Raw genomic sequence first — 18,887 nt, 5'->3', positions numbered from 1 at the left:
TCACCAGTTCACCATATCACTGTTAGTTGCCGAGCACGATTTCCACCCGGCGGTTCTGGGCTTTGCCGGCGGGGGTGCTGTTGCTGGCTACCGGCTCGGTGGCGCCGTGGGCGTACACCTGCACCCGGCCGGCGGGGAAGGCGCTGGCGCTCTTGGCTTCGAGCCAGTGCTCCACGGCCAGGGCCCGGTCTTCGGAGAGCTGCTGGTTGCGCTGCGGGTCGCCGGCGTTGTCGGTGTGGCCGTGCACGGCTACTTTCAGACGGCCGGCCACCACCAGGTCGTCGAAGAGCTGGCTGAGCTGCCGCTCGGCGGCGGGGGTGAAGGAGCTCTGGCCGGTGTTGAACTCGATGTTCCAGGCCCGCTTACTCACGCTGCGGCGGATTTCGTCGTCGTCGGCAAACTGCTGGGTTTCGGCCGGGGCAATGGTTTTGCCCTTATACTGACTTTGCAGCTTTTTCAGGATGGTCAGGTCCAGCATCTGCTCCAGGGGCACGTAGGTGGGCAGCTCCTTGGGGTAGAGCTTGCTCTGCACGTCGCCGAAGGTTTTGTAGACGGCCGCGTAGATGTTGGTGCCGCCATTGTCCAGGCCGAACAAGGTCAGGTTATCCGCGAAGTTGAAGGCCTTGCTGCCGCCCAGCTCCACCACGTTGCCGTTGCGGTCGGCCTCGCTCACGCCCTTGTAGTACTTCAGCCAGTAGGCCCCGGGCTTGTCCTGGTCGCCGTAGACGGCGGCGGAGATGTCGGCAGCGCGCTCCAGCGCCTCGGGGTGGCTTTTCACCTGGTCGCCGGCTACGGCCAGGGCCGTCATAATGCCCTGCACCTCGGTGGGATGGGCGTCGTACCAGCGCTTGGTGGTCACCATGATGTTGGGCATCTGGTTGGAGTAGTCCTTGGTGCTCACAATGTTGACGAGCCCACCTTTCTGCTTGGCGATGTTCACGTCGCCGGGCGTCCAGGTGGCCACGCCGTCGGCTACCACGTCTACTTTCACGCCGGTGTTTTTGCCTTTCACAATCTTGGTGCGGCTTTCGGGCTTGCCCAAAATGTATTTCTCGGCGGCCACCAGGAAGTCGGAGGCGGCCATGAAGTTCACGGCCTCGGGGTCGTAGGTGGTTTCGTCGGGGTTCACTTTCAGGCCGTTATCGGCGCACCATTTTAAAGCAATGTTGTGGTCGCCGTCGCGCAGGTAGCAGGCAATGGTTTTGCCCAGAGCCGCCTTGGGGTTGTCGAGCCACTCCTGGGGACCCATCAGCTTGTCCTCGCCGAAGCTCTTGCCGCAGCTGTAGGGCAGAATCTGCAACCCCGTGCCGGTCTTGGCCAGCTGACTCTGCACCGCCGAGAAGGCCGGCAGGCCGTCGCCCATGATGCTGACGATAAGGCCGGGCGTTTCGGGGTTGGTTTGCAGATCCAGGGCGTTTTTCACCAGGTCGGCCTGCATCTTGGCCACGTCGTCCTGGCGCACAATCTGCAGGTCCACGCCGTTGGCGGCCATGCTGGAGCTCTGGGTGGTGCGGGGGCCGCCGTTGGCCAGCATCCCGGCCATCTGCGAGTTCCAGGCCATTATCTCCCAGGTCACGGGCGTGCCTTTCTCGGCGGGCGTGGTGCCGGGCAGCGGGGCCAGGGGCACCACCACGTTGGTCCGGGAGCCGGCCGCCACCGTAGGCAGCTCAATGGAGTTCAGCAGCACCGACTGGGTGTCGGCCTTTTTAAAGACGGCCCCGCTGGAAACCAGCTTGTTGATGCCGAAGTACAGGAGCGCCACAATCAGGGCTCCGATTACAATTTTACCGCGCGGAGTCATGTTAGTTGTTGGTTTTTCGTTGTTGGTTGTTGGTTCGGCAGACCGGACTTGGTTCGCCGTTCGGGAGCAGAATGCCTAGTCCAGCAAAGAGGAATAGGCGTCGTTGGAGGCTTGGAGGGTGGCGGCGAGGCCTGAGGTAGCCGCGGGCTTGTCGTTGAGCACGGCGTTGAATTCGCCCTTCTGGTATTTCTCCAGCAGGCGCTGGCCTTTCTCGCTCATCACCCCGTTCTGGATGTCCATTTCCTTCACGAACTCCTGGCTGTAGCGCATGGCCTGCTTGATCTGGCCGAGCTGCTGGGCCATGTCCTGGGCTACCCGGTCGGTGGCCAAGTCGAAGAAGTACTTCTTGTCGGGGTCGCCGCGCAGGATGTTCATGGCGGCCCGCATGCCCGAGGAGGTGCGCTTCACCAGGGCATATTCGTCCTTGAGCAGGTTCACCTTGAACTTGGAGCCGTCAATCTGGCGCAGGGCCGCTTTCAGGATCTGGCGCATCACCACCGTCACGTTGGCCGTGGTGGTGGCCATCGGGGTCAGGCGCTGGTTGTAGTCCTGGAGCTGGGCGGCGCGGGAGGCGTAGCTTTCGGCCATGTCCTTCTCGTTTTGGCGAGTGGCGGCGTCGGCCAGGGCCAGGTACTCCTTCATCTGGGCGTCGTTGGCGGCCATCTTCTTTTTCACCAGCTCGTGGGCGCCTTCGATGTGGCCGACTTCGGCGTCCATCTTCCGGGCTTCCTGCTCGGTGTTCTTGATGTAGTCCTCCATGATGCCGATGGGGTCGGTGTTGACGAAGATGCCGGCGGCCGTGCGCAGAATCCGCTGCCCGGCGTACCACAGTCCCGTCTGAATCCGCTTGTTGGTGACCAGCAGAAACAGCGTGAACAACACGCCCAGCCCAATGCCGAGCTTGACGGTATCGAAGACGATATCCACGAGGAAGGGCACGATTTGGCCCCAGAAGTACACGGCCGCGCCGGCGGCCCCGGCCAGAAAAACCCAGCCGGCTACTTTTTCCGGCTGCTGCCACTTGGGCAGCGCGTCGGTGTTGTCAGAAGGAAGAAGCGTGTTCATCGGTGAAATAGTGAGAAGGTGAGATGGAGAGTTGTCGTGCGGGAGAATTTGGGAGAGAGTAGCTGGGGTGAGGGAAGCGGGCTGTTGGCGCCGTTGGGGTCACTGGACGGTCAGACTCACCATCTCACCAGTTCACCATCTCACCGGGCGAGGAAGGAGCTGGTGGCCTGGCGGTGGGCGTGCAGCTCGGCGGCGGCCGTGGCGTTGGCCAGCTCGTAGGAAGCCAGCGACGACTGGGCCTTGTGGCGCTCCTGCTGGAGCTGTTGCTGGGTGGTAAGCAGGAGCTGACGCTTATCCTCCAGCTGCCGGCTCAGCTCGGCCAGGTCCTGCTGGAGCTGTTGCTCCTGGCTTAGTAGCTGCACGATGGAGCCGGGCGCGGCATTCGGGATGCGGATGTCGCCCAGCTTTTCCTGGTGGCGCTCCAGCACCTTGTTGCGGTCGGCCACGAGCTTGTGCTCAAACTGCTCCGCCGAAGCCAGCAGCGTGGGCAGGTCCTGGCCGGTCACGGCGGTAAAGGCGTTGAAGGCCGTCTGGTAGAGAATCGGGCCAGTCAGGCCGCTGGCCCCCATGCTCTTGACCATCTTCACGAAGGCCACGAAGTCTTTGCCGTCGCCGGCCAGCAGCCCGCTGATGTGGTCGAGGTGGCGCTGTTCGGGCTGGGTCACGACCGGCGCCGCTGCGTAAGCCGCCGGCGTGGGGCCGGGCGTGGCGGTAGCAGTCGGGTGGGGGAGGGGCCGGGCCGCTTGGCCCGGAGCGGGTTGGCCTTCGCCTTCCTCGATGAAGAAGTCTTTGGCCGCTTTGCCGAGGTTATCGAAGATGGACATGGGAGCAGAGGTTGTGTTGGTGACCCCGACCTAATGCCAATACCGATGCCGCTTCCGCTGAAAAATTCGAGAAATATATATAAAATGTTGATTGACAGGATTTTAATAAAAAAGCCCGCCCTTCCGGACTACCGGAAAGGCGGGCTTTTTTTCAGAATGGAAAGACGGTTTTTCTATAACAGCAAGAAAACGGGCGGTTTGGGCGGCGAGTAGCAGGAGTTTCCGCGCCACGGGAGGGCGCCCGCCACCGCGTTAATCTTCCCGAACGAGGCGGCCGCCTGCGGTGAGTCAAACCCGGGTCGGCCGGACGCTATTTTGAGAATGCCGAAAATTACCGGATTATTAGAGCTCGTTCTGCCGAAAGTCTCCCACCCGTAGGCCCTGAAGTACTGCTTGCCCACGTTCTGGCCGCTACCCGGCCGGTTGCCGGCGGCGGGTGAAACCCTGCTTGGCTACTCCGCCGTGTGCTACTGCGCGCCGGGCGGATCCGGGCAGTGGAAGGAAAGCCGGAGCGCCCGAACATCCTGTCGGGCTTCACTTAAAAAGAACCTCAAGATGGCAAACCGGCGGGCATCCATAACTGATCTGGCCAAAGCGCTGGGGCTTTCCCCATCCACCGTTTCCCGCGCCCTCTCCGACCATGGGGAAATCAGCGCGGCCACCAAGCTGCGCGTGCGCCAGCTGGCCCAGGAGCTCAACTACCTGCCCAACAACCTGGCCGCCGCCCTGCGCAAGGGCCGCAGCAATACGCTCGGCATCATCATGCCCCACATCAACGGCTACTACTTCCCGGCCGTGATGAACGGCATCGAAAAGGTCGCCAGCCGGGCCGGCTTCAAGGTGATGATGTGCCAGTCAAACGAAGACCTGAACCGGGAAAAGCAAAACATTGAAACCCTGCTGGCCGCTCAGGTAGAAGGCATTCTGATTTCGATTTCGGCCTCCACCTACGGCGAAACGGCCCACTTCGAGCAGGTCCGCCAGCAGGGCACCCCGCTCGTGTTCTTCGACCGGGTGCCCGACCTTCCCAACAGCACCGCCGTTATCCTCGACGACAAGCAGGGCGCCTACCAGGCCGTGAAGCACCTCGTGGAGCAGGGCTGCCGACGCATTGCCCACTTCGCCGGCCCCCAGCACCTCAACACCAGCCGCAACCGCTACCAGGGTTACCGCGAAGCCCTGCTGGCCCACGACCTGCCCTACGACGAAGCGCTGGTATTTACGCTGCCGAGCCTGACCCGCGACGCCGGCCGGACCGGCATGGCGCAGCTGCTGGAACTCGATACTCTCCCCGACGGCGTATTCACCGCCTACGCCTTCCCGGTAGTGGGTGCCCTGGAAGTGCTGCACGAGCGGGGTATCCGCGTGCCCCAGGATATTGCCTTGGCCTGTTTCAGCAATGAGCCCTTCACCACCATGACCCAGCCCCGCCTCACCGCCGTCGACCAAAGGGCCGAGCAGATGGGTGAAACCGCCGTGCGCCTGCTGCTGCAACTGCTTAAACGTACCCCACAGTATACCCCGCCCCACATCTTGCTCAAGCCCGAACTGATCATCCGGGAGTCCTCGCAGCACCGGGCGCAGCTGGTTACGAGCCCGTAGTCTGCCGCCAGCTGCCGGGTCGTTGGAGCGGAAAAGGTATAAAACAAAAAAGCCCTTCTGCGCGGTGCAGAAGGGCTTTTTGTGGTAATGGTTGGAATCGAACCAACGACACCAGCATTTTCAGTGCTGTGCTCTACCAACTGAGCTACATTACCAGCTCTTGGTTCCCCGAAGGCCGTTGTAACCGTTGGGGAGCACAAAAGTAGTAATCCGAATCGGTCCTGCAAGACTTCGGCTGAAAAAAAAATCTTTCCGGCCGAAAATCCGTAATTTGTTATGCATACCGAGTATATTTCGGACTGATCCCCAAACCTACCCCATCCCGTGCATTTCTCAATCCAAAACCTCCTGTTTCTGTTGGTGGCCCTGGCCGGCTTCGGCCTGTTTGTGTGGCAGGCCCGGAAAGTTCGGGCCAATATCCTCGTCGGGCGCGACCGGGATATGTCCGGCAACGTGAGCGAACGGCTCAACAAGACCCTGCTCGTGGCCTTCGGCCAGCAGAAGATGTTTAAGCGCATCACGCCCGCTTTGCTGCACCTAGTCGTGTACGTGGGCTTTCTGGTCATCAACATCGAGGTGATTGAAATCATGATTGATGGCCTGTTTGGCACCCACCGGGCGCTGAGCTTCCTCGGCCCTCTCTACAACGTGCTGATGGCGACCAACGAAATCCTGGGGGCGCTGGTCATTCTTGCCGTAGCCGCGTTCTGGTGGCGCCGCAATTCCAAGCCGCCCGTGCGCCGGTTCACCGGCCCCGAGCTGCGGGCCTGGCCCAAGCTCGATGCCAACGTGATTCTCTATATCGAGGTGATTCTGATGGTGGCGTTGTTCACCATGAATGCCTCCGATTTGAAGCTGCATCAGCTGGAAGGCGTCGACCTGCCGGGCACGTTCCCCATCAGCAGCCTGCTGACGGGCCTGCTGCCGAGCAGCGTAGCGGCGCTGGAAGTGCTGGAACGGGTGGGCTGGTGGGCTCATATTGTCGGCATCCTGTGCTTTCTGAACTACCTGCCTTCCTCGAAACACTTCCACATCATCCTGGCGTTTCCGAACGTGTTTTACTCGCGGCTGGTGCCCCAGGGCCAGTTTTCGAACGTCGACAGCATCACCCACGAGGTGAAGGCCATGATGGATCCTTCGTACGTGGTGCCGGCCCCGGCTACCAATCCCGACGGCTCGGCCGTGGCGCCTACGCCGTTTGGAGCCAAGGACGTGAATGACTTGGCCTGGACCAACCTGCTCAACGCCTACTCCTGCACCGAGTGCGGACGTTGCACCTCGGTGTGCCCCGCCAACCTGACCGGCAAGCTGCTCTCGCCGCGTAAGATTATCATGGACACCCGCGACCGGGTGGAGGAGAAGTATAACTCCCCGCTGATTTTTCATCCCAACATGTACGGGGCCGAGGCCAAGCACGCCGAGCAGGAAACCCTGGACAAGGAAAACCACACGCTGTTGCGCGGCTACGTGACCCCGGAGGAGCTCTGGGCCTGCACCACCTGCAACGCCTGCGTGGAAGCCTGCCCCGTGAACATCAACCCCCTGGAAAGCATCATCGAAATGCGCCGCTTCCTGGTGCTGGAAGAGTCGGCGGCCCCGAACTCGCTCAACGTGATGTTCTCCAACATCGAAAATAACGGCGCGCCCTGGGCTTTTTCGCCCTCCGACCGCTTCAACTGGGCCGACGACCTGTTCGTGACCGAAAAAGCATAAAGGAGTTGTCGGTTGCTGGTTGTTAGTTGTCAGGAAACAGACAATAACAAGCAGAACTGACGGCACCACCTGACAACTAACAACTGACAACTGTCAACTAGATAATATGGCTGAGCAACTTGCCAAGCGCCCCATCAACGTTCCCCTCATGTCCAACCTGGCTGCGGCTGGGGAGGAGCCCGAAATCCTGTTCTGGGTGGGCTGCGCCGGGGCCTTCGACGACCGGTACAAGCGCGTAACTCGGGCTTTCGTGCAGATTCTGGAGCACGTGGGCGTGAAGTACGCCGTGCTGGGCATGGAAGAAACCTGCACCGGCGACCCGGCCAAGCGGGCCGGCAACGAGTTCCTGTTTCAGATGCAGGCCGTGCAGAACATTACCACCTTTGAGGGCTACGGCATCAAGAAGATCGTGACGGCCTGCCCCCACTGCTTCAACACGATTAAGAACGAATACCCCGCCCTGGGCGGCAACTACGACGTTATTCACCACAGTACCTTCCTGCAGCAGCTCATCAACGAGGGCCGCGTGGGCGTGTCGGGCGGCGGCGAGTTCAAGGGCCAGCGCATCACCTTCCACGACTCTTGCTACCTGGGTCGGGCCAACAACATCTACGAAGCGCCCCGCGACGTGCTGGCCACCCTCGACGCCGACCTGGTCGAAATGAAGCGCAGCAAAGCCAACGGCCTGTGCTGCGGCGCCGGTGGCGCCCAGATGTGGAAAGAGCCCGAGCCCGGCAAAAAAGACATCAACGTGGAGCGCACCGAGGAAGCCCTGGCCACGCTCGACGGCAACGCGGCCGCCCTAGCCAACCTCTACGGCGTGGAAAGCGGCAACGCCGGCGCCACGCCCTCTGCCCGCAACGACCAGCGCGGCATCATCGCCGTATCGTGCCCGTTCTGCATGACCATGATGAGCGACGGGGTAAAGAACAAGGAGCGGGAGTCCACGGTGCAGGTTTTCGACATTGCCGAGCTCATTGCCACGGCCGAGGGCCTGAACGCCTAAGCCCGCTTAATTACTTTGTAGTGCAGCCCCGCCGGAACTTCCCGGCGGGGCTGTTTCTTTGCAGAAGGTGGGAGTTCGTATTGGCTGCCGACCGTGAGCCAAGCTCCCAAGACCCTAAGCCCCCAAGACCCCATGTTCGTTCCCTTCGACCAACTACCCGCCTCGGCCCGCATCTGGATTTACCAGGCCAGCCGCCCACTCACCGAAACCGAAGTTGCCGGTCTACAGCCCGCCCTGGCGCGTTTTGCCGAAGCCTGGACCAGCCATGGGCGGGCCCTGCAGGCTTCGGCAGCCATCTTGCACCAGCAGTTTCTCGTCATTGGGCTCAACGAGGCCGTGGCCGACGCCAGCGGCTGCTCCATCGATGCGTCGGTGCGGTTTGTGCGCGAAGTCGAGCAGGAGCTGGGCGTGGACTTGCTGGAAAAATCCCAGTTGGCCTTTCTCATCAACGGGCAGGTGCAGCTCATCGGCCGGACCGGGTTGCGGCAGGCCGTAGCTGACGGCGTTTTGACCGCAGAAACGCTATATTTTGATAATACAGTGGCTGAGCGTGCGCAGCTCCAGCGCGCCTGGCCGGCGCCGGCCGCAACGACCTGGCTGGCAAAATATTTCTAGCGCCCGCAAAAATTTCCCCTGCTAGCAGGAATCATGGGTAAACTTAGTATTATTGCTAGGCTTAAGTTGGCCAGATTCAGGGCCTTCTTGGCATTCCACTCCACCCCCCTATTTAACTCATGAGGAAACTACTGTTTGTATACGCCGCGGCGGGCTCGGCGGCCCTGCTGAGCGGCTGTGCAGCTTCCGGCGGCCTGAGCAAAGCCGATAAACGCTTTGCTCGGGGCGAATATGAAACTGCCATCGAACTCTATAAGGCCGATGTGGCCCACGGCAAAAACGTGGCAACGTCCAATTATCGGGTGGCGGAGGCGTATCGGCTGTCCAACCGGATTGAGCAGGCGGAGCCTTTCTACAAGGCTGCCATTGATGGGGGAGTGAAAGCAGGGGAGGCGCCATTTTATTACGGTCTGGCCCTGAAGGCCAACGGTAAGTTCGACGAGGCCGCCGCCCAGCTGGACAGCTACGCCCAAAACGGAGCCAACCGCACCTTGGCTGCCCGGGCCGAAGTGGAAGCCAAGAATGCCCGCGCCGGCAACGACATCGTGGCCATGCGTACCAACAACGAAGTAATGGCGCTGGATCAGGTGAACTCACCCTCCTCCGACTTCAGCGCGACCATGATGCCCGAAACCAAGGAGCTGGTTTTTGCTTCCGGTCGGGAAGGCAAGAGGTACCCCGGCAACGGCGAAGGCTTCAACGACCTGTACGCCATCAAGTTTGATGATGCCACCAAGATGACCGGCGGTACCGTGCGCAAGCTCGAGCCCATCTTCAACAGCGAAGACAAGCACGAAGCCAGCGCCACCTACACCCCGGACGGCAAGATGGTGGTGTTTGCCCGCTCCAACAACGGCTCCAAGAAAGGCTACCTGAGCGTGGACCTGTGGGCGTCGTTCTTCAAGAACGGCGTGTGGGAGGAGCCCAAGCTGATCAACATCAACGACCGGACCGCCGACGACTTCTCGCCGGTATTTGCCCCCGACGGGCAGACGCTGTATTTCGCCTCCGGCCGCAAAGGCGGGCAGGGCGGTATCGACCTCTACAAGGCTACGCTGGGCCCGAATGGCCGCTTCACGCCCGCTGAAAACCTGGGCGACCAGATCAACACGGCCGGCAACGACAACTTCCCTGCCGTGGCCCCCGACGGCACGCTGTACTTCTCCTCCGACGGGCACCCCGGCTTGGGCAAGCTCGACATATTCATGGTGGACAAGGGCAAGGTGAAAAACCTGGGCGCGCCCATCAACAGCAACGGCGACGACTTCGCGCCCTACTTCACGGGTAAGGACATGGGCGTCTTCTCCTCAAACCGCGCCGGCGGCAAGGGCAGCGACGACCTGTACATGTTCCACAAGAAGCTGCTTAAGCTCGTCACGTTCTACGCCGACGGCACGCTGGTGGAGCGCAACGACAAGACCGGCGAAACCCTGCCCGTGGCCAACGAAACCGTGTCGCTGCTCAGCAGCACCGGCCAGAAAATCCAGGACGTGACGACCGGCGCCGACGGCAAGTTCACCATCAAGCTCGATACGGCGGCCGCCAGCTACGGCCTGCTGGCTGACCGCGACGGGTATTTTGCGGCCCGCAACACGCTCAGCACCGTGGGCCGCAAGCCGACCCAGGATCAGCTGCCCAACGAGATGAACGACGTGAAGGTCCCCGTGACGTTGACGCTCACCAAAATCGTGAAGAACAAGGCCATCGTCGTCGAGAATATCTTCTACGACTACGACAAAGCCGAAATCCGGCCAGATGCCGCCGTGGAGCTCGATAAGCTGGTGCAAACGCTGGTGGACAACCCCAAAATCACGATTGAGCTAAGCTCCCACACTGACTCCCGCGGTAAGGATGCCTACAACATGACCCTGTCGCAGAAACGCGCGCAGTCGGCCGTGGACTACATCATTTCCAAAGGCATCGACAAGAGCCGGATTACGGCCAAAGGCTACGGCGAAACCCGCCCGGTGCTGAAGGCTGCTAAAACGGAGGACGAATTCCAGCGCAACCGCCGCACGGAGTTCAAAGTGACCAAAATCGACGAATAGGCTGCTTCGCTTATTCACGTACAAAAAGCCCCGGTATCCCAGATGCCGGGGCTTTTTGTTGGGGCTGTTGTGCAAAACAGACTGAATTCCACTGGCTAGACGCGGCTTCTTCGGTTGGGCAGCTCACCGGGGTGATTATGGCACAATCCTTGGCTTTAAGGAGACTCTAGGAGCGGACAATCTGCTTCCACGAATTACCCTTCTGCACTGCCATGAAAAAGGCGCTACTACTTTGCTTGGGTCTGCTGCTGCTGGCCTCCGGGCTCCGGGCCGCTCCGGCCAACGTAAACTTTGCCTCTGAGCGGGGCATGTCCTTCCAGCTTATCTTCGACGGCCGCCCCCTCACGCGCGGCGCCGCCCGGCAGGTTCACATCGACCGGCTGACGCCCGGCTACCACTGGGCCGAGTTTGTAATTCCGACCGGCTACGGCCGGCCCTATAACTTCCGCACCCGCGTATTTCTGGACCCCGGCCTGGAAACCAGCTTCGTGCTGATTACCCGCTCGGGCTACGCGCCCGTGCTGCGTAAAGTGGCGGAGGTGGCCCTGTATCCCGGCTACGGCCCCGGGCGCGGCGGTAATGGTTACGGCCACGGCAACCACGGCGGCTATCAGAATGCGCCCGGCGGCTACGACTCTGACTACGGCTACCCGAATGACGGCGGCAACTACGGCAATCCGAATGATGGCTACGGGGGGCAGTACGACGGCGGCAACAACCTGCGCGTGATGTCGCCGCAGGATGCGGATATGCTGGTGCAGACGGTGAAGCGCAACTCATTCGACAGCAACCGCCTCAGCATTGCCAAACAGGCCCTGGACCAGACCTACATCCAGTCCGACGATCTGCGGCGCCTGCTCGATACCTTCGACTTCGAAGCCTCCAAGGTGGAGCTGGCCAAATACGCCTACGCCCGCGTGGCCGACCGGCAGAACTTCTACCGGATCTACGACACGTTTGACTTCCAGACGAGCGTACAGGAGGTACAACGCGCCGTGGGTGGGGGCCGCAATTAGTAGCCGCTGGTTTAACATTAAAAAAGGCTTCCGTGCAGTACGGAAGCCTTTTTTTGTGGCTTGTGACTTACGCAGTAGCTTACCGAAGGCGGTCCATGGAGCGCACCAGCTGCTCGTCGCGGCGGATGAAGCGGTTGGCCAGCAGGTTCAGCACCAGCGCCAGCGTGGGCAGGTAGAAGCCCGCCTCGAACGTGCCGGGGACTTTGACGTTGAGCATTTTCTCGCCCACGCCCGAGAAGTAGAAGCTAGCCCCGATGGTGGCCACGATGAGCAGGAAGTTGAGGATGCCCAGCTTGAGCTGCATAAAGCGGTTGCGGAACTGGAAAATCTCGAACAGGGCCACGGCGGCGGAAGCTACGGCCAGCACGGCAATGATGTAGGTCGGGGTCGGGACAGACATGCCCGCGTCGGCGTGGGCGTAGGTGAGCTTGGTGGCGGTGAGCACCAATTCCTGGTTGCTGAGCGGGTCGAGCTTGCTCCAGATGGGCAGGAAAACCACGCTGAGCATGGCCAGCGCCAGCAGCAGCAGAAACACGCTTTGAATTCTTTGTATCATCTTTGTAGTTAATTCAGTTCGGTCTGACCCCACCGGGGCCGGCCGGCAAAAGTAGCCAACAACGACCGGAATAACCGCATTTCAACCTAATGCAAACTGCTTATATCGTGGACGCCGTCCGCACCCCAATCGGCAAATTTGGGGGTGCCCTCAGCAGCGTGCGTCCCGACGATCTGGCCGCGCACGTGCTGCGCGAGCTGCTTCGTCGCAATCCTTCCCTGGATAAAACTGCCGTTGAAGACGTGATTATGGGGGCCGCCAACCAGGCCGGCGAAGACAACCGCAACGTGGCCCGCATGGCGGCCCTGCTGGCGGGGCTGCCCATTACCGTGCCCGGCATCACCGTCAACCGCCTGTGTGCCTCGGGCCTGCAGAGTATCATCGACGCTTCCCGCGCCATCCGCTGCGGCGAGGGCGACGTGTACCTGGCCGGCGGCTCGGAAAACATGACTCGGGCGCCCTTCGTGATGGCCAAGTCGGAAACGGCCTTCGGGCGGGAGCTGACGGCCCACGACACCACCCTGGGCTGGCGCTTCACCAACCCCAAACTCTCGAAGCTGCACCACCCGTACACGATGGGGGAAACGGCCGAGAACGTGGCCCGCAAGTACGGCATTACCCGCCTCGAGCAGGACGAATACGCCTTCAACTCCCAGCGCAAGTACCAGCGGGCCCTCGAAAAAGGCCGGTTCCGTCGCGAAATCGTGCCCGTGTTTGTGCCGTATCCCAAGGGTGATACCGCTCTGTTTGACGCCGACGAGCCCCCGCGTTTGTCGTCGATGGAAAAGCTGGCCAGCATCAAGCCCGCCTTCCAGCCCGTGGACGGCACCGTGACGGCCGGCAACTCGTCGGGTATCAACGACGGGGCTGCGGCCGTGCTGGTCGTGAGCGAAGAGGCCCTGACCCGCTACAACCTCAAGCCCCTGGCCCGCATTGTGTCGACGGCCGTGGCGGGTGTGGATCCGGCCCTGATGGGCATCGGACCAGTGCCCGCCACGCAGAAAGCCCTGCAGCGAGCCGGGCTGACCATCAACGACCTGGACCTGATTGAGCTCAACGAAGCCTTTGCCTCCCAGACCATTGCCTGCATCCGCGACCTGGACCTGAACCCGGATAAGGTGAACGTGAACGGGGGCTCCATTGCCATTGGCCACCCGCTCGGGGCCAGCGGGGCACGCATCACGGCCACGCTGGTGCACGAACTGCAGCGCCGCGAAGGCGTGCGCTACGGTCTGGCCACGCTCTGCGTGGGCGTGGGGCAGGGGGCGGCCATGATTTTCGAAAAGCTCTAGCGCTTGGCTCAGTCCGCCGCCACCGGAGACCTGCTGCGCCCGACACTGCCCCTGGCCGTGTCGGGCGCCCGGCTGCGGCCCTGGACGGCAGCGGATGCCCCGAGCCTAGCCGCGCAGGCCAACGACCGGGGCGTGTGGCAGAATCTGCGGGACGTGTTTCCCCACCCGTACTCCGAAACCGACGCTCAGGGCTACATCAGCTTCGTGTCGGCGCCGGACTCGGCGGACATTCACCTGGCTTTTGAGGTCGACGGGGCCGCGGTGGGTAGTATCAGCGTGGTTTTTCAGGCCGACATCTACCACCGCAGCGCCGAAATCGGGTACTGGCTGGGCCGGGCGTACTGGGGCCGGGGCCTGGCTACGGCGGCCGTGCAGGCACTGTCGGCGTACACGTTTGCTCATTTCGACGTCTGCCGCCTCTACGCCACCATCTTCGACCGCAACACCGGCTCGGCCCGGGTGCTGACCAAGGCTGGCTACGCGCTGGAAGGCCGGCTGCGCCAAAGCATTACCAAGGACGGCGAAACCCTGGACGGGCTCTTATTCGCTTCGCTCAAACGCTGAACGTTGAATTCTGAATTCTCCGGCCCGCCCACTTCCGGTCTTTTCGTAATTCCCAATTCAGAATCCAACCTTCAACATTCAGAATTCCCAAAGTGCGCTACTTCCTTCATCTGGCCTACGACGGCACGCTTTACCACGGTTGGCAGGTGCAGCCCAACACGCTGACCGTGCAGCGGGAGGTGGAGCGCTGCCTGAGCCAGGTGCTGCGCCAGCCCATCAGCACCCTGGGCAGCGGCCGCACCGATACCGGCGTGCACGCCAGCCATCAGGTGATTCACTTCGACGCCGAGCTGCCCGCGGGCCTCGAAGAAGCCACGGTGGTCTACCGCCTCAACCGCGCTCTGCCGCCCGGCATTGCCACTCGGTTGCTGCATGAGGTGCCGCCCCGCGCCCACGCCCGCTTCGACGCCGAGGCCCGCACCTACGAGTACCATGTGCGCACCGTGCCCGACCCGTTCAGCGTGGCCCACAGCCTGTATCTGGACCGGCACCCCGACGTGGAAGCCATGAACGAAGCCGCGGCTTCCATGATTGGCTCCTTCGACTTTACCAGCTTCTCCAAGGTCAAGGGCGGTGAAAACCACTACGTGTGCACCTGCTACGAGGCCGGCTGGCACGAGGAGCCGGGAGGATTAGTGTTCCGCATCCGGGCCAACCGCTTCGTGCGGGGCATGGTGCGGCTGGTAGTGGGTACGCTACTGGCCGTGGGCCGGGGCAAAATCACGGCCGCGGAGTTTAAAGCCATCCTGCTGGCCCAGAGCCGGGTAGACGCGGGCAGCGCGGCCCCGGCCCAGGGCCTGTTTCTGAGCCGGGTGGAATACCCCGAGGGCCTAGTGCCCGAAGCCGCCGCGCCGACGGGAATGCCGTATTTTGCGGGCCGCCCGCGCTAAGGCTGGGTGCAACCTCCGGCGGCTTTCGGTAGTTACTCCGGCAGCGTCTTCCTTCTTCTGATTAACCTGACCCTTTCGTGGAGCAAGCAACCAAGGCCACCAAAACCGGCAATATCTTCGACTGGCAGGTGCTGCGCCGGCTGATGCAGTACGTGCGGCCCTACCAGCGGGTGTTCTACTTCCTGATTTTCCTCACCGTGGCCACCGCCGCGCTGGGCACCCTGCGCCCTTTCCTGATTCAGCGCATGGTCGACGTGAGCATTGAGCAGGGCGACCTGCTGGGGCTCAACAAGATGTTCGGGCTGCTGGTGATTTTGCTCGTGGCCCACGCCCTGGTCAGCTACCTGCAAACCTACTTCGGCGGCTGGCTGGGCCAGTACATTGTGCGCGACATCCGCGTGGACCTCTACAAGCACATTCTGGATTTGCGCCTGAAGTTCTTCGACCGCACGCCTATCGGGGTGCTCGTCACGCGCAACATCTCCGACGTGGAAACCCTGTCCGACGTGTTCAGCGAGGGACTGGCGGCTATGATTGGCGACATTCTGCAGCTGGTGTTCATCATGGCCTTCATGTTCTACATCGACTGGCGGCTGACGCTGGTGAGCCTCTCGGTGATTCCGCCCCTGCTGTTCAGCACTTACGTGTTCAAGGAGAAGGTCAAGAAGTCGTTTCAGGAGGTGCGCACCGCGGTGGCCAACCTGAACTCTTTCGTGCAGGAGCACCTGACGGGCATGAACGTGGTCCAGATTTTCAACAACGAGGAGCGCGAATTCACCAAGTTTAAGGCCATCAACCAGGAGCACACCCGGGCCAACATCCGCTCGGTGCTCTACTACAGCATCTACTTCCCCGTGGCTGAGGTGCTGGCGGCAATAGGAGTGGGGCTGCTGGTGTGGTACGCCGCCCAGGGCCAGATTGAGGGCACGATTTCGAAAGGCGCCCTGATTGCCTTCATCATGTACAATGCCCTGTTTTTCCGGCCCATCCGCCAGATTGCCGACCGGTTCAACACCCTGCAGCTGGGCCTGGTCAGCACGGAGCGCCTGCTCAAGCTGCTCGACAGCAAGGAACTCATTGCCGATAACGGCAGCTACGCCCCGGCCACCATCCGCGGCGACGTCAAATTCGACCACGTTTGGTTTGCCTACAACGACGAGGAGTGGGTGCTGCGCGACGTGAACTTTGAGGTGCAGGCCGGCCAGACCATTGCCTTCGTGGGCGCCACCGGGGCGGGCAAAACCAGCATCATCAACCTGCTCAGCCGCTTTTACGAAATCAACAAGGGCACGATTTCCGTCGATGGCCACGACCTGCGCGAGTATGACCTCAAGGAGCTGCGCCGCCATATCGGGGTGGTACTCCAGGACGTGTTCCTCTTCGCCGGCACCATCAAGGACAATATCACCCTGGGCAACCAGGACATTACCGACGAGCAGATCTGGGCCGCCGCCGACTTGGTAGGCGCCCGCCGCTTTATCGAGCGGCTGCCCGGCGCGCTACTCTACCCGGTGATGGAGCGCGGCGCCACGCTGTCGGTGGGCCAGCGCCAGCTTATCAGCTTTGTGCGGGCCATGGTTTACCAGCCCCGCATCATCATCCTGGACGAGGCTACCTCGTCGGTCGACTCCGAAACCGAGGAGCTGATTCAGCAAGCCATTGAAAAGCTGATGCAGGGCCGGACTTCGCTCGTCATTGCCCACCGCCTGAGTACCATCCAGAAAGCCGACCGCATCATCGTGCTGGACCGCGGCGAAATCAAGGAATCCGGCACCCACGAGGAGCTGCTGCGCCAGGGCGGCTTCTACCAGCAGCTCTACCAGATGCAATACAAGGATGCTTTGAGCGCACAGGGGTAAAAGGGGAAGTTGCGGAACTGATGGAGTTGTGGCCAGGCCACCCAACTTCCAGAGGCCACTAGTTGGCTCCGCAACTTTGCCTCTCACTCGGCAGGTACCCGCCCCCGGCTCACCGTCCAACTTCACCACCTCACCATTTCCTCTTTCCACCGATGACCCGCTGGCTTTTTCTTGCTGCCTTACTGATTGCCTTTGGCTTTGCCGGGGTCTACACCTACCTGGGGGGCTTCCGCGCGGCCGACGTGCAGCAGCAAACCACGGCGCAACCGATTTTTTTGGCCGGCCGCTACTTCTCGGGCCGCGTCAGCAATGAGCAGTTTGGCCCTATGTTTCGCCAGGCCCAGCAGCTGCACGCCACGGGCCAGCTGCGCGGCGACTTGGCCAACATCTATTACAACGACCCCGCCGCCGCCGAAGACACCGTGCGCGCCTTTGTCGGCCTAATCGTGGCCGACACCGTGTCGCAGCAGCTGCCCACGGAGTACCGCTACCGCACCTTTGCCGCCGGCCAGCGCGTGGTGCAGGCCCGAATTCAGGCCAGTTACCTCGTGGCGCCCGACAAGCTCTACAGCGGGGTGAAAACATACGCCGAGCAGCATCAGCTCAAGCTCGCGCAGGTCTACTTGGAGCGCTTCGGCGCCGACGACCAGGCCGAGGTGCTGGCCGTGGTGAAGTAAGGTTAGCCTGGAAAAGCCTCCGGCCTGCTTGCGTTGCTAGCAGCGGGCCGGAGGGGATTTTACGGAGTTTAATTGCCTCCCAGGTGAAAGGAGGCGCCGAGAGAGAGGTTGCGCAGGCCGAAATTGGCCGCAAAGCTGCTGCTGGTGCTCTTCAGCTCCGAGCGGGTCGGGTCCTCTGCCTTGGTGGTAGTGGTGGCTTTGGTGTAGGCCAGGCTACCCAGAGTTAGTTCCAGCCCTAGCTTGGCCGTGGCAAAATACACGAAGCCGGGCATCACGTTCACGTAGCCGCCAGTGCTTTTCGTGACGCGGGAGGCCGTAAACGGCGCACTGCTGGAGAAGTCCCCGGAGGCCCGCTGGTAGCCGCCGGCCAACTGCCCAAAGAACCCGGCTTTTTCGCCCACCAAGTGGTAGTAGCGGGCAAAGGGGCCGAAGCTGAACTGCTTGGAAATCTCCTTGTTGGTAAACGTCTCCACGGCGCCCGTCCCGGTGTAAACCTGCTGAAAGGAGGTGTTTTTACCCGACCCGATAGCGGCATTCAGGCCCATTGCGAGGTTGTCGGCAATGAAGAAACCAACCTGGGGGGAAAGCTGCAGGCTCCGGCCGCTGGAGCTGTTTGGCAAGGATGGCACGGTGGGCACAGACTGGGTTGAGCCATCGATTTTGCCGCTGCTGTAGCCGACGCTGCCGCTGAGCAACACCGTGCGCTCCTTGAGCTGGGCGTGAGCTCCGTGCATGGTGGCGCCCCCTAGCAGGATGCCCAGGGCTAATGGTTGCATTTTCATATAAGGATGCGTTAGGTAAGTGTGCTCCTAACGGGCCGCCCAAACGCTTTATTGGCTTTGGCCGGGGAATATCTTACAGCGAGCTGGCAGCCAGCAGCAAAACCTTTAAACGCCAAAAAGCCCGCGAAACCGAAGTTTCGCGGGCTTTTTGTTGACCTAGTAGGCTAGCGTCGGGGTGGCAGGATTCGAACCTGCGGCCTCCTGCTCCCAAAGCAGGCGCGATACCGGGCTACGCTACACCCCGAAAACTGTGCTGCGTAGTGCACAGGTACTCTTTCATTGCTTACGGCCAAAAAAAGCCTCCGAACCGAAATTCGGAGGCTTTTCTGACAGTAAACTGTTCCGTCGGAGTGGCAGGATTCGAACCTACGACCTCCAGCACCCCATGCTGGCGCGATACCAGGCTACGCTACACCCCGAGAGAATTGAGTTGCAAATGTAAGGCAGAATCAACGTCTCCCGCAACTTCTGCCCGGATATTTTTGCAAACTGACCCGGAAAATACCGTTGTCAAACGCAGAAAAACCGGGTTTTGCCAGGGGTGTCAATCGGGAAGTTGTTCAATAAGTGGGCGTTG

Annotated in this window: 16 protein-coding genes and 3 tRNA genes; 11 read left to right on the top strand and 8 right to left on the bottom strand. The window is 61.6% G+C overall.

The window, feature by feature from the left end; all coding sequences use genetic code 11:
- Positions 1–22: 22 nt before the first annotated feature.
- From EWM57_RS12960 to EWM57_RS12950, 3 genes are all read right to left on the bottom strand, one after another.
- On the bottom strand, positions 23–1,801 hold the full coding sequence (locus tag EWM57_RS12960) for an OmpA family protein (protein WP_129921575.1): 1,779 nt from the start codon (positions 1,799–1,801) through the stop codon (positions 23–25).
- A 75-nt stretch (positions 1,802–1,876) separates the two neighbouring features.
- A complete protein-coding gene (locus EWM57_RS12955; RefSeq protein ID WP_129921574.1) occupies positions 1,877–2,866 on the bottom strand; it encodes a hypothetical protein in 990 nt (329 codons plus the stop codon).
- Between the two features lie 140 nt (positions 2,867–3,006).
- Positions 3,007–3,690: a hypothetical protein gene (locus EWM57_RS12950; protein WP_129921573.1), complete on the bottom strand. Its 684-nt coding sequence runs from the start codon at positions 3,688–3,690 to the stop codon at positions 3,007–3,009.
- Between the two features lie 555 nt (positions 3,691–4,245).
- Here EWM57_RS12950 and EWM57_RS12945 point away from each other — a divergent pair.
- Positions 4,246–5,292, top strand: a complete 1,047-nt coding sequence (locus EWM57_RS12945; protein WP_129921572.1) for a LacI family DNA-binding transcriptional regulator — start codon at positions 4,246–4,248, stop codon at positions 5,290–5,292.
- Positions 5,293–5,374: 82 nt separating this feature from the next.
- Here the strand turns inward: EWM57_RS12945 and EWM57_RS12940 are convergent.
- A tRNA-Phe gene (locus EWM57_RS12940) sits at positions 5,375–5,447 on the bottom strand.
- A 169-nt stretch (positions 5,448–5,616) separates the two neighbouring features.
- On the opposite strand from EWM57_RS12940, the gene EWM57_RS12935 reads away from it, so the two are divergent.
- The 5 genes from EWM57_RS12935 to EWM57_RS12915 all read left to right on the top strand — a co-directional run bounded on the left by EWM57_RS12935 (position 5,617) and on the right by EWM57_RS12915 (position 11,690).
- Positions 5,617–7,005: a (Fe-S)-binding protein gene (locus tag EWM57_RS12935; protein ID WP_129921571.1), complete on the top strand. Its 1,389-nt coding sequence runs from the start codon at positions 5,617–5,619 to the stop codon at positions 7,003–7,005.
- Between the two features lie 148 nt (positions 7,006–7,153).
- On the top strand, positions 7,154–8,011 hold the full coding sequence (locus tag EWM57_RS12930; protein WP_129921614.1) for a (Fe-S)-binding protein: 858 nt from the start codon (positions 7,154–7,156) through the stop codon (positions 8,009–8,011).
- A 132-nt stretch (positions 8,012–8,143) separates the two neighbouring features.
- A complete protein-coding gene (locus tag EWM57_RS12925; RefSeq protein WP_129921570.1) occupies positions 8,144–8,626 on the top strand; it encodes a hypothetical protein in 483 nt (160 codons plus the stop codon).
- 119 nt (positions 8,627–8,745) lie between these two features.
- Positions 8,746–10,674 (top strand): OmpA family protein, encoded by a 1,929-nt coding sequence (locus EWM57_RS12920; protein ID WP_129921569.1) that lies wholly within the window; start codon positions 8,746–8,748, stop codon positions 10,672–10,674.
- Between the two features lie 212 nt (positions 10,675–10,886).
- A complete protein-coding gene (locus EWM57_RS12915) occupies positions 10,887–11,690 on the top strand; it encodes a DUF4476 domain-containing protein (RefSeq protein WP_129921568.1) in 804 nt (267 codons plus the stop codon).
- Positions 11,691–11,769: 79 nt separating this feature from the next.
- On the opposite strand, the gene EWM57_RS12910 is transcribed toward EWM57_RS12915, so the two are convergent.
- Positions 11,770–12,246 (bottom strand): DUF4293 domain-containing protein, encoded by a 477-nt coding sequence (locus tag EWM57_RS12910; RefSeq protein WP_129921567.1) that lies wholly within the window; start codon positions 12,244–12,246, stop codon positions 11,770–11,772.
- Between the two features lie 89 nt (positions 12,247–12,335).
- On the opposite strand from EWM57_RS12910, the gene EWM57_RS12905 reads away from it, so the two are divergent.
- The 5 genes from EWM57_RS12905 (at position 12,336) to EWM57_RS12885 (ending at position 17,528) form a co-directional block, all read left to right on the top strand.
- Positions 12,336–13,538 (top strand): thiolase family protein, encoded by a 1,203-nt coding sequence (locus EWM57_RS12905; protein WP_129921566.1) that lies wholly within the window; start codon positions 12,336–12,338, stop codon positions 13,536–13,538.
- Positions 13,539–13,541: 3 nt separating this feature from the next.
- Positions 13,542–14,102, top strand: coding sequence for a GNAT family N-acetyltransferase (locus EWM57_RS12900; RefSeq protein WP_207218314.1), 561 nt, complete (start codon positions 13,542–13,544; stop codon positions 14,100–14,102).
- A 92-nt stretch (positions 14,103–14,194) separates the two neighbouring features.
- Positions 14,195–14,992: a tRNA pseudouridine(38-40) synthase TruA gene (truA, locus tag EWM57_RS12895; RefSeq protein ID WP_129921565.1), complete on the top strand. Its 798-nt coding sequence runs from the start codon at positions 14,195–14,197 to the stop codon at positions 14,990–14,992.
- Positions 14,993–15,135: 143 nt separating this feature from the next.
- Positions 15,136–16,851 (top strand): ABC transporter ATP-binding protein, encoded by a 1,716-nt coding sequence (locus tag EWM57_RS12890; protein ID WP_129921612.1) that lies wholly within the window; start codon positions 15,136–15,138, stop codon positions 16,849–16,851.
- Positions 16,852–17,003: 152 nt separating this feature from the next.
- Complete coding sequence (locus EWM57_RS12885) at positions 17,004–17,528, top strand: hypothetical protein (RefSeq protein WP_129921564.1); 525 nt, start codon at positions 17,004–17,006, stop codon at positions 17,526–17,528.
- Between the two features lie 68 nt (positions 17,529–17,596).
- Here the strand turns inward: EWM57_RS12885 and EWM57_RS12880 are convergent, their stop codons facing one another.
- From EWM57_RS12880 to EWM57_RS12870, 3 genes are all read right to left on the bottom strand, one after another.
- Positions 17,597–18,304 carry a hypothetical protein gene (locus EWM57_RS12880; protein WP_129921563.1) on the bottom strand — a complete coding sequence of 236 codons (708 nt, stop codon included), beginning with the start codon at positions 18,302–18,304 and terminating at the stop codon, positions 17,597–17,599.
- Between the two features lie 176 nt (positions 18,305–18,480).
- A tRNA-Pro gene (locus tag EWM57_RS12875) sits at positions 18,481–18,554 on the bottom strand.
- A gap of 101 nt (positions 18,555–18,655) precedes the next feature.
- Positions 18,656–18,729: transfer RNA gene (locus EWM57_RS12870), tRNA-Pro, on the bottom strand.
- Positions 18,730–18,887: the final 158 nt, after the last annotated feature.

The organism is Hymenobacter persicinus (genome assembly GCF_004167665.1).
Lineage (GTDB): Bacteria > Bacteroidota > Bacteroidia > Cytophagales > Hymenobacteraceae > Hymenobacter > Hymenobacter persicinus.
This window is presented reverse-complemented; position numbering and strand designations above follow the sequence as displayed.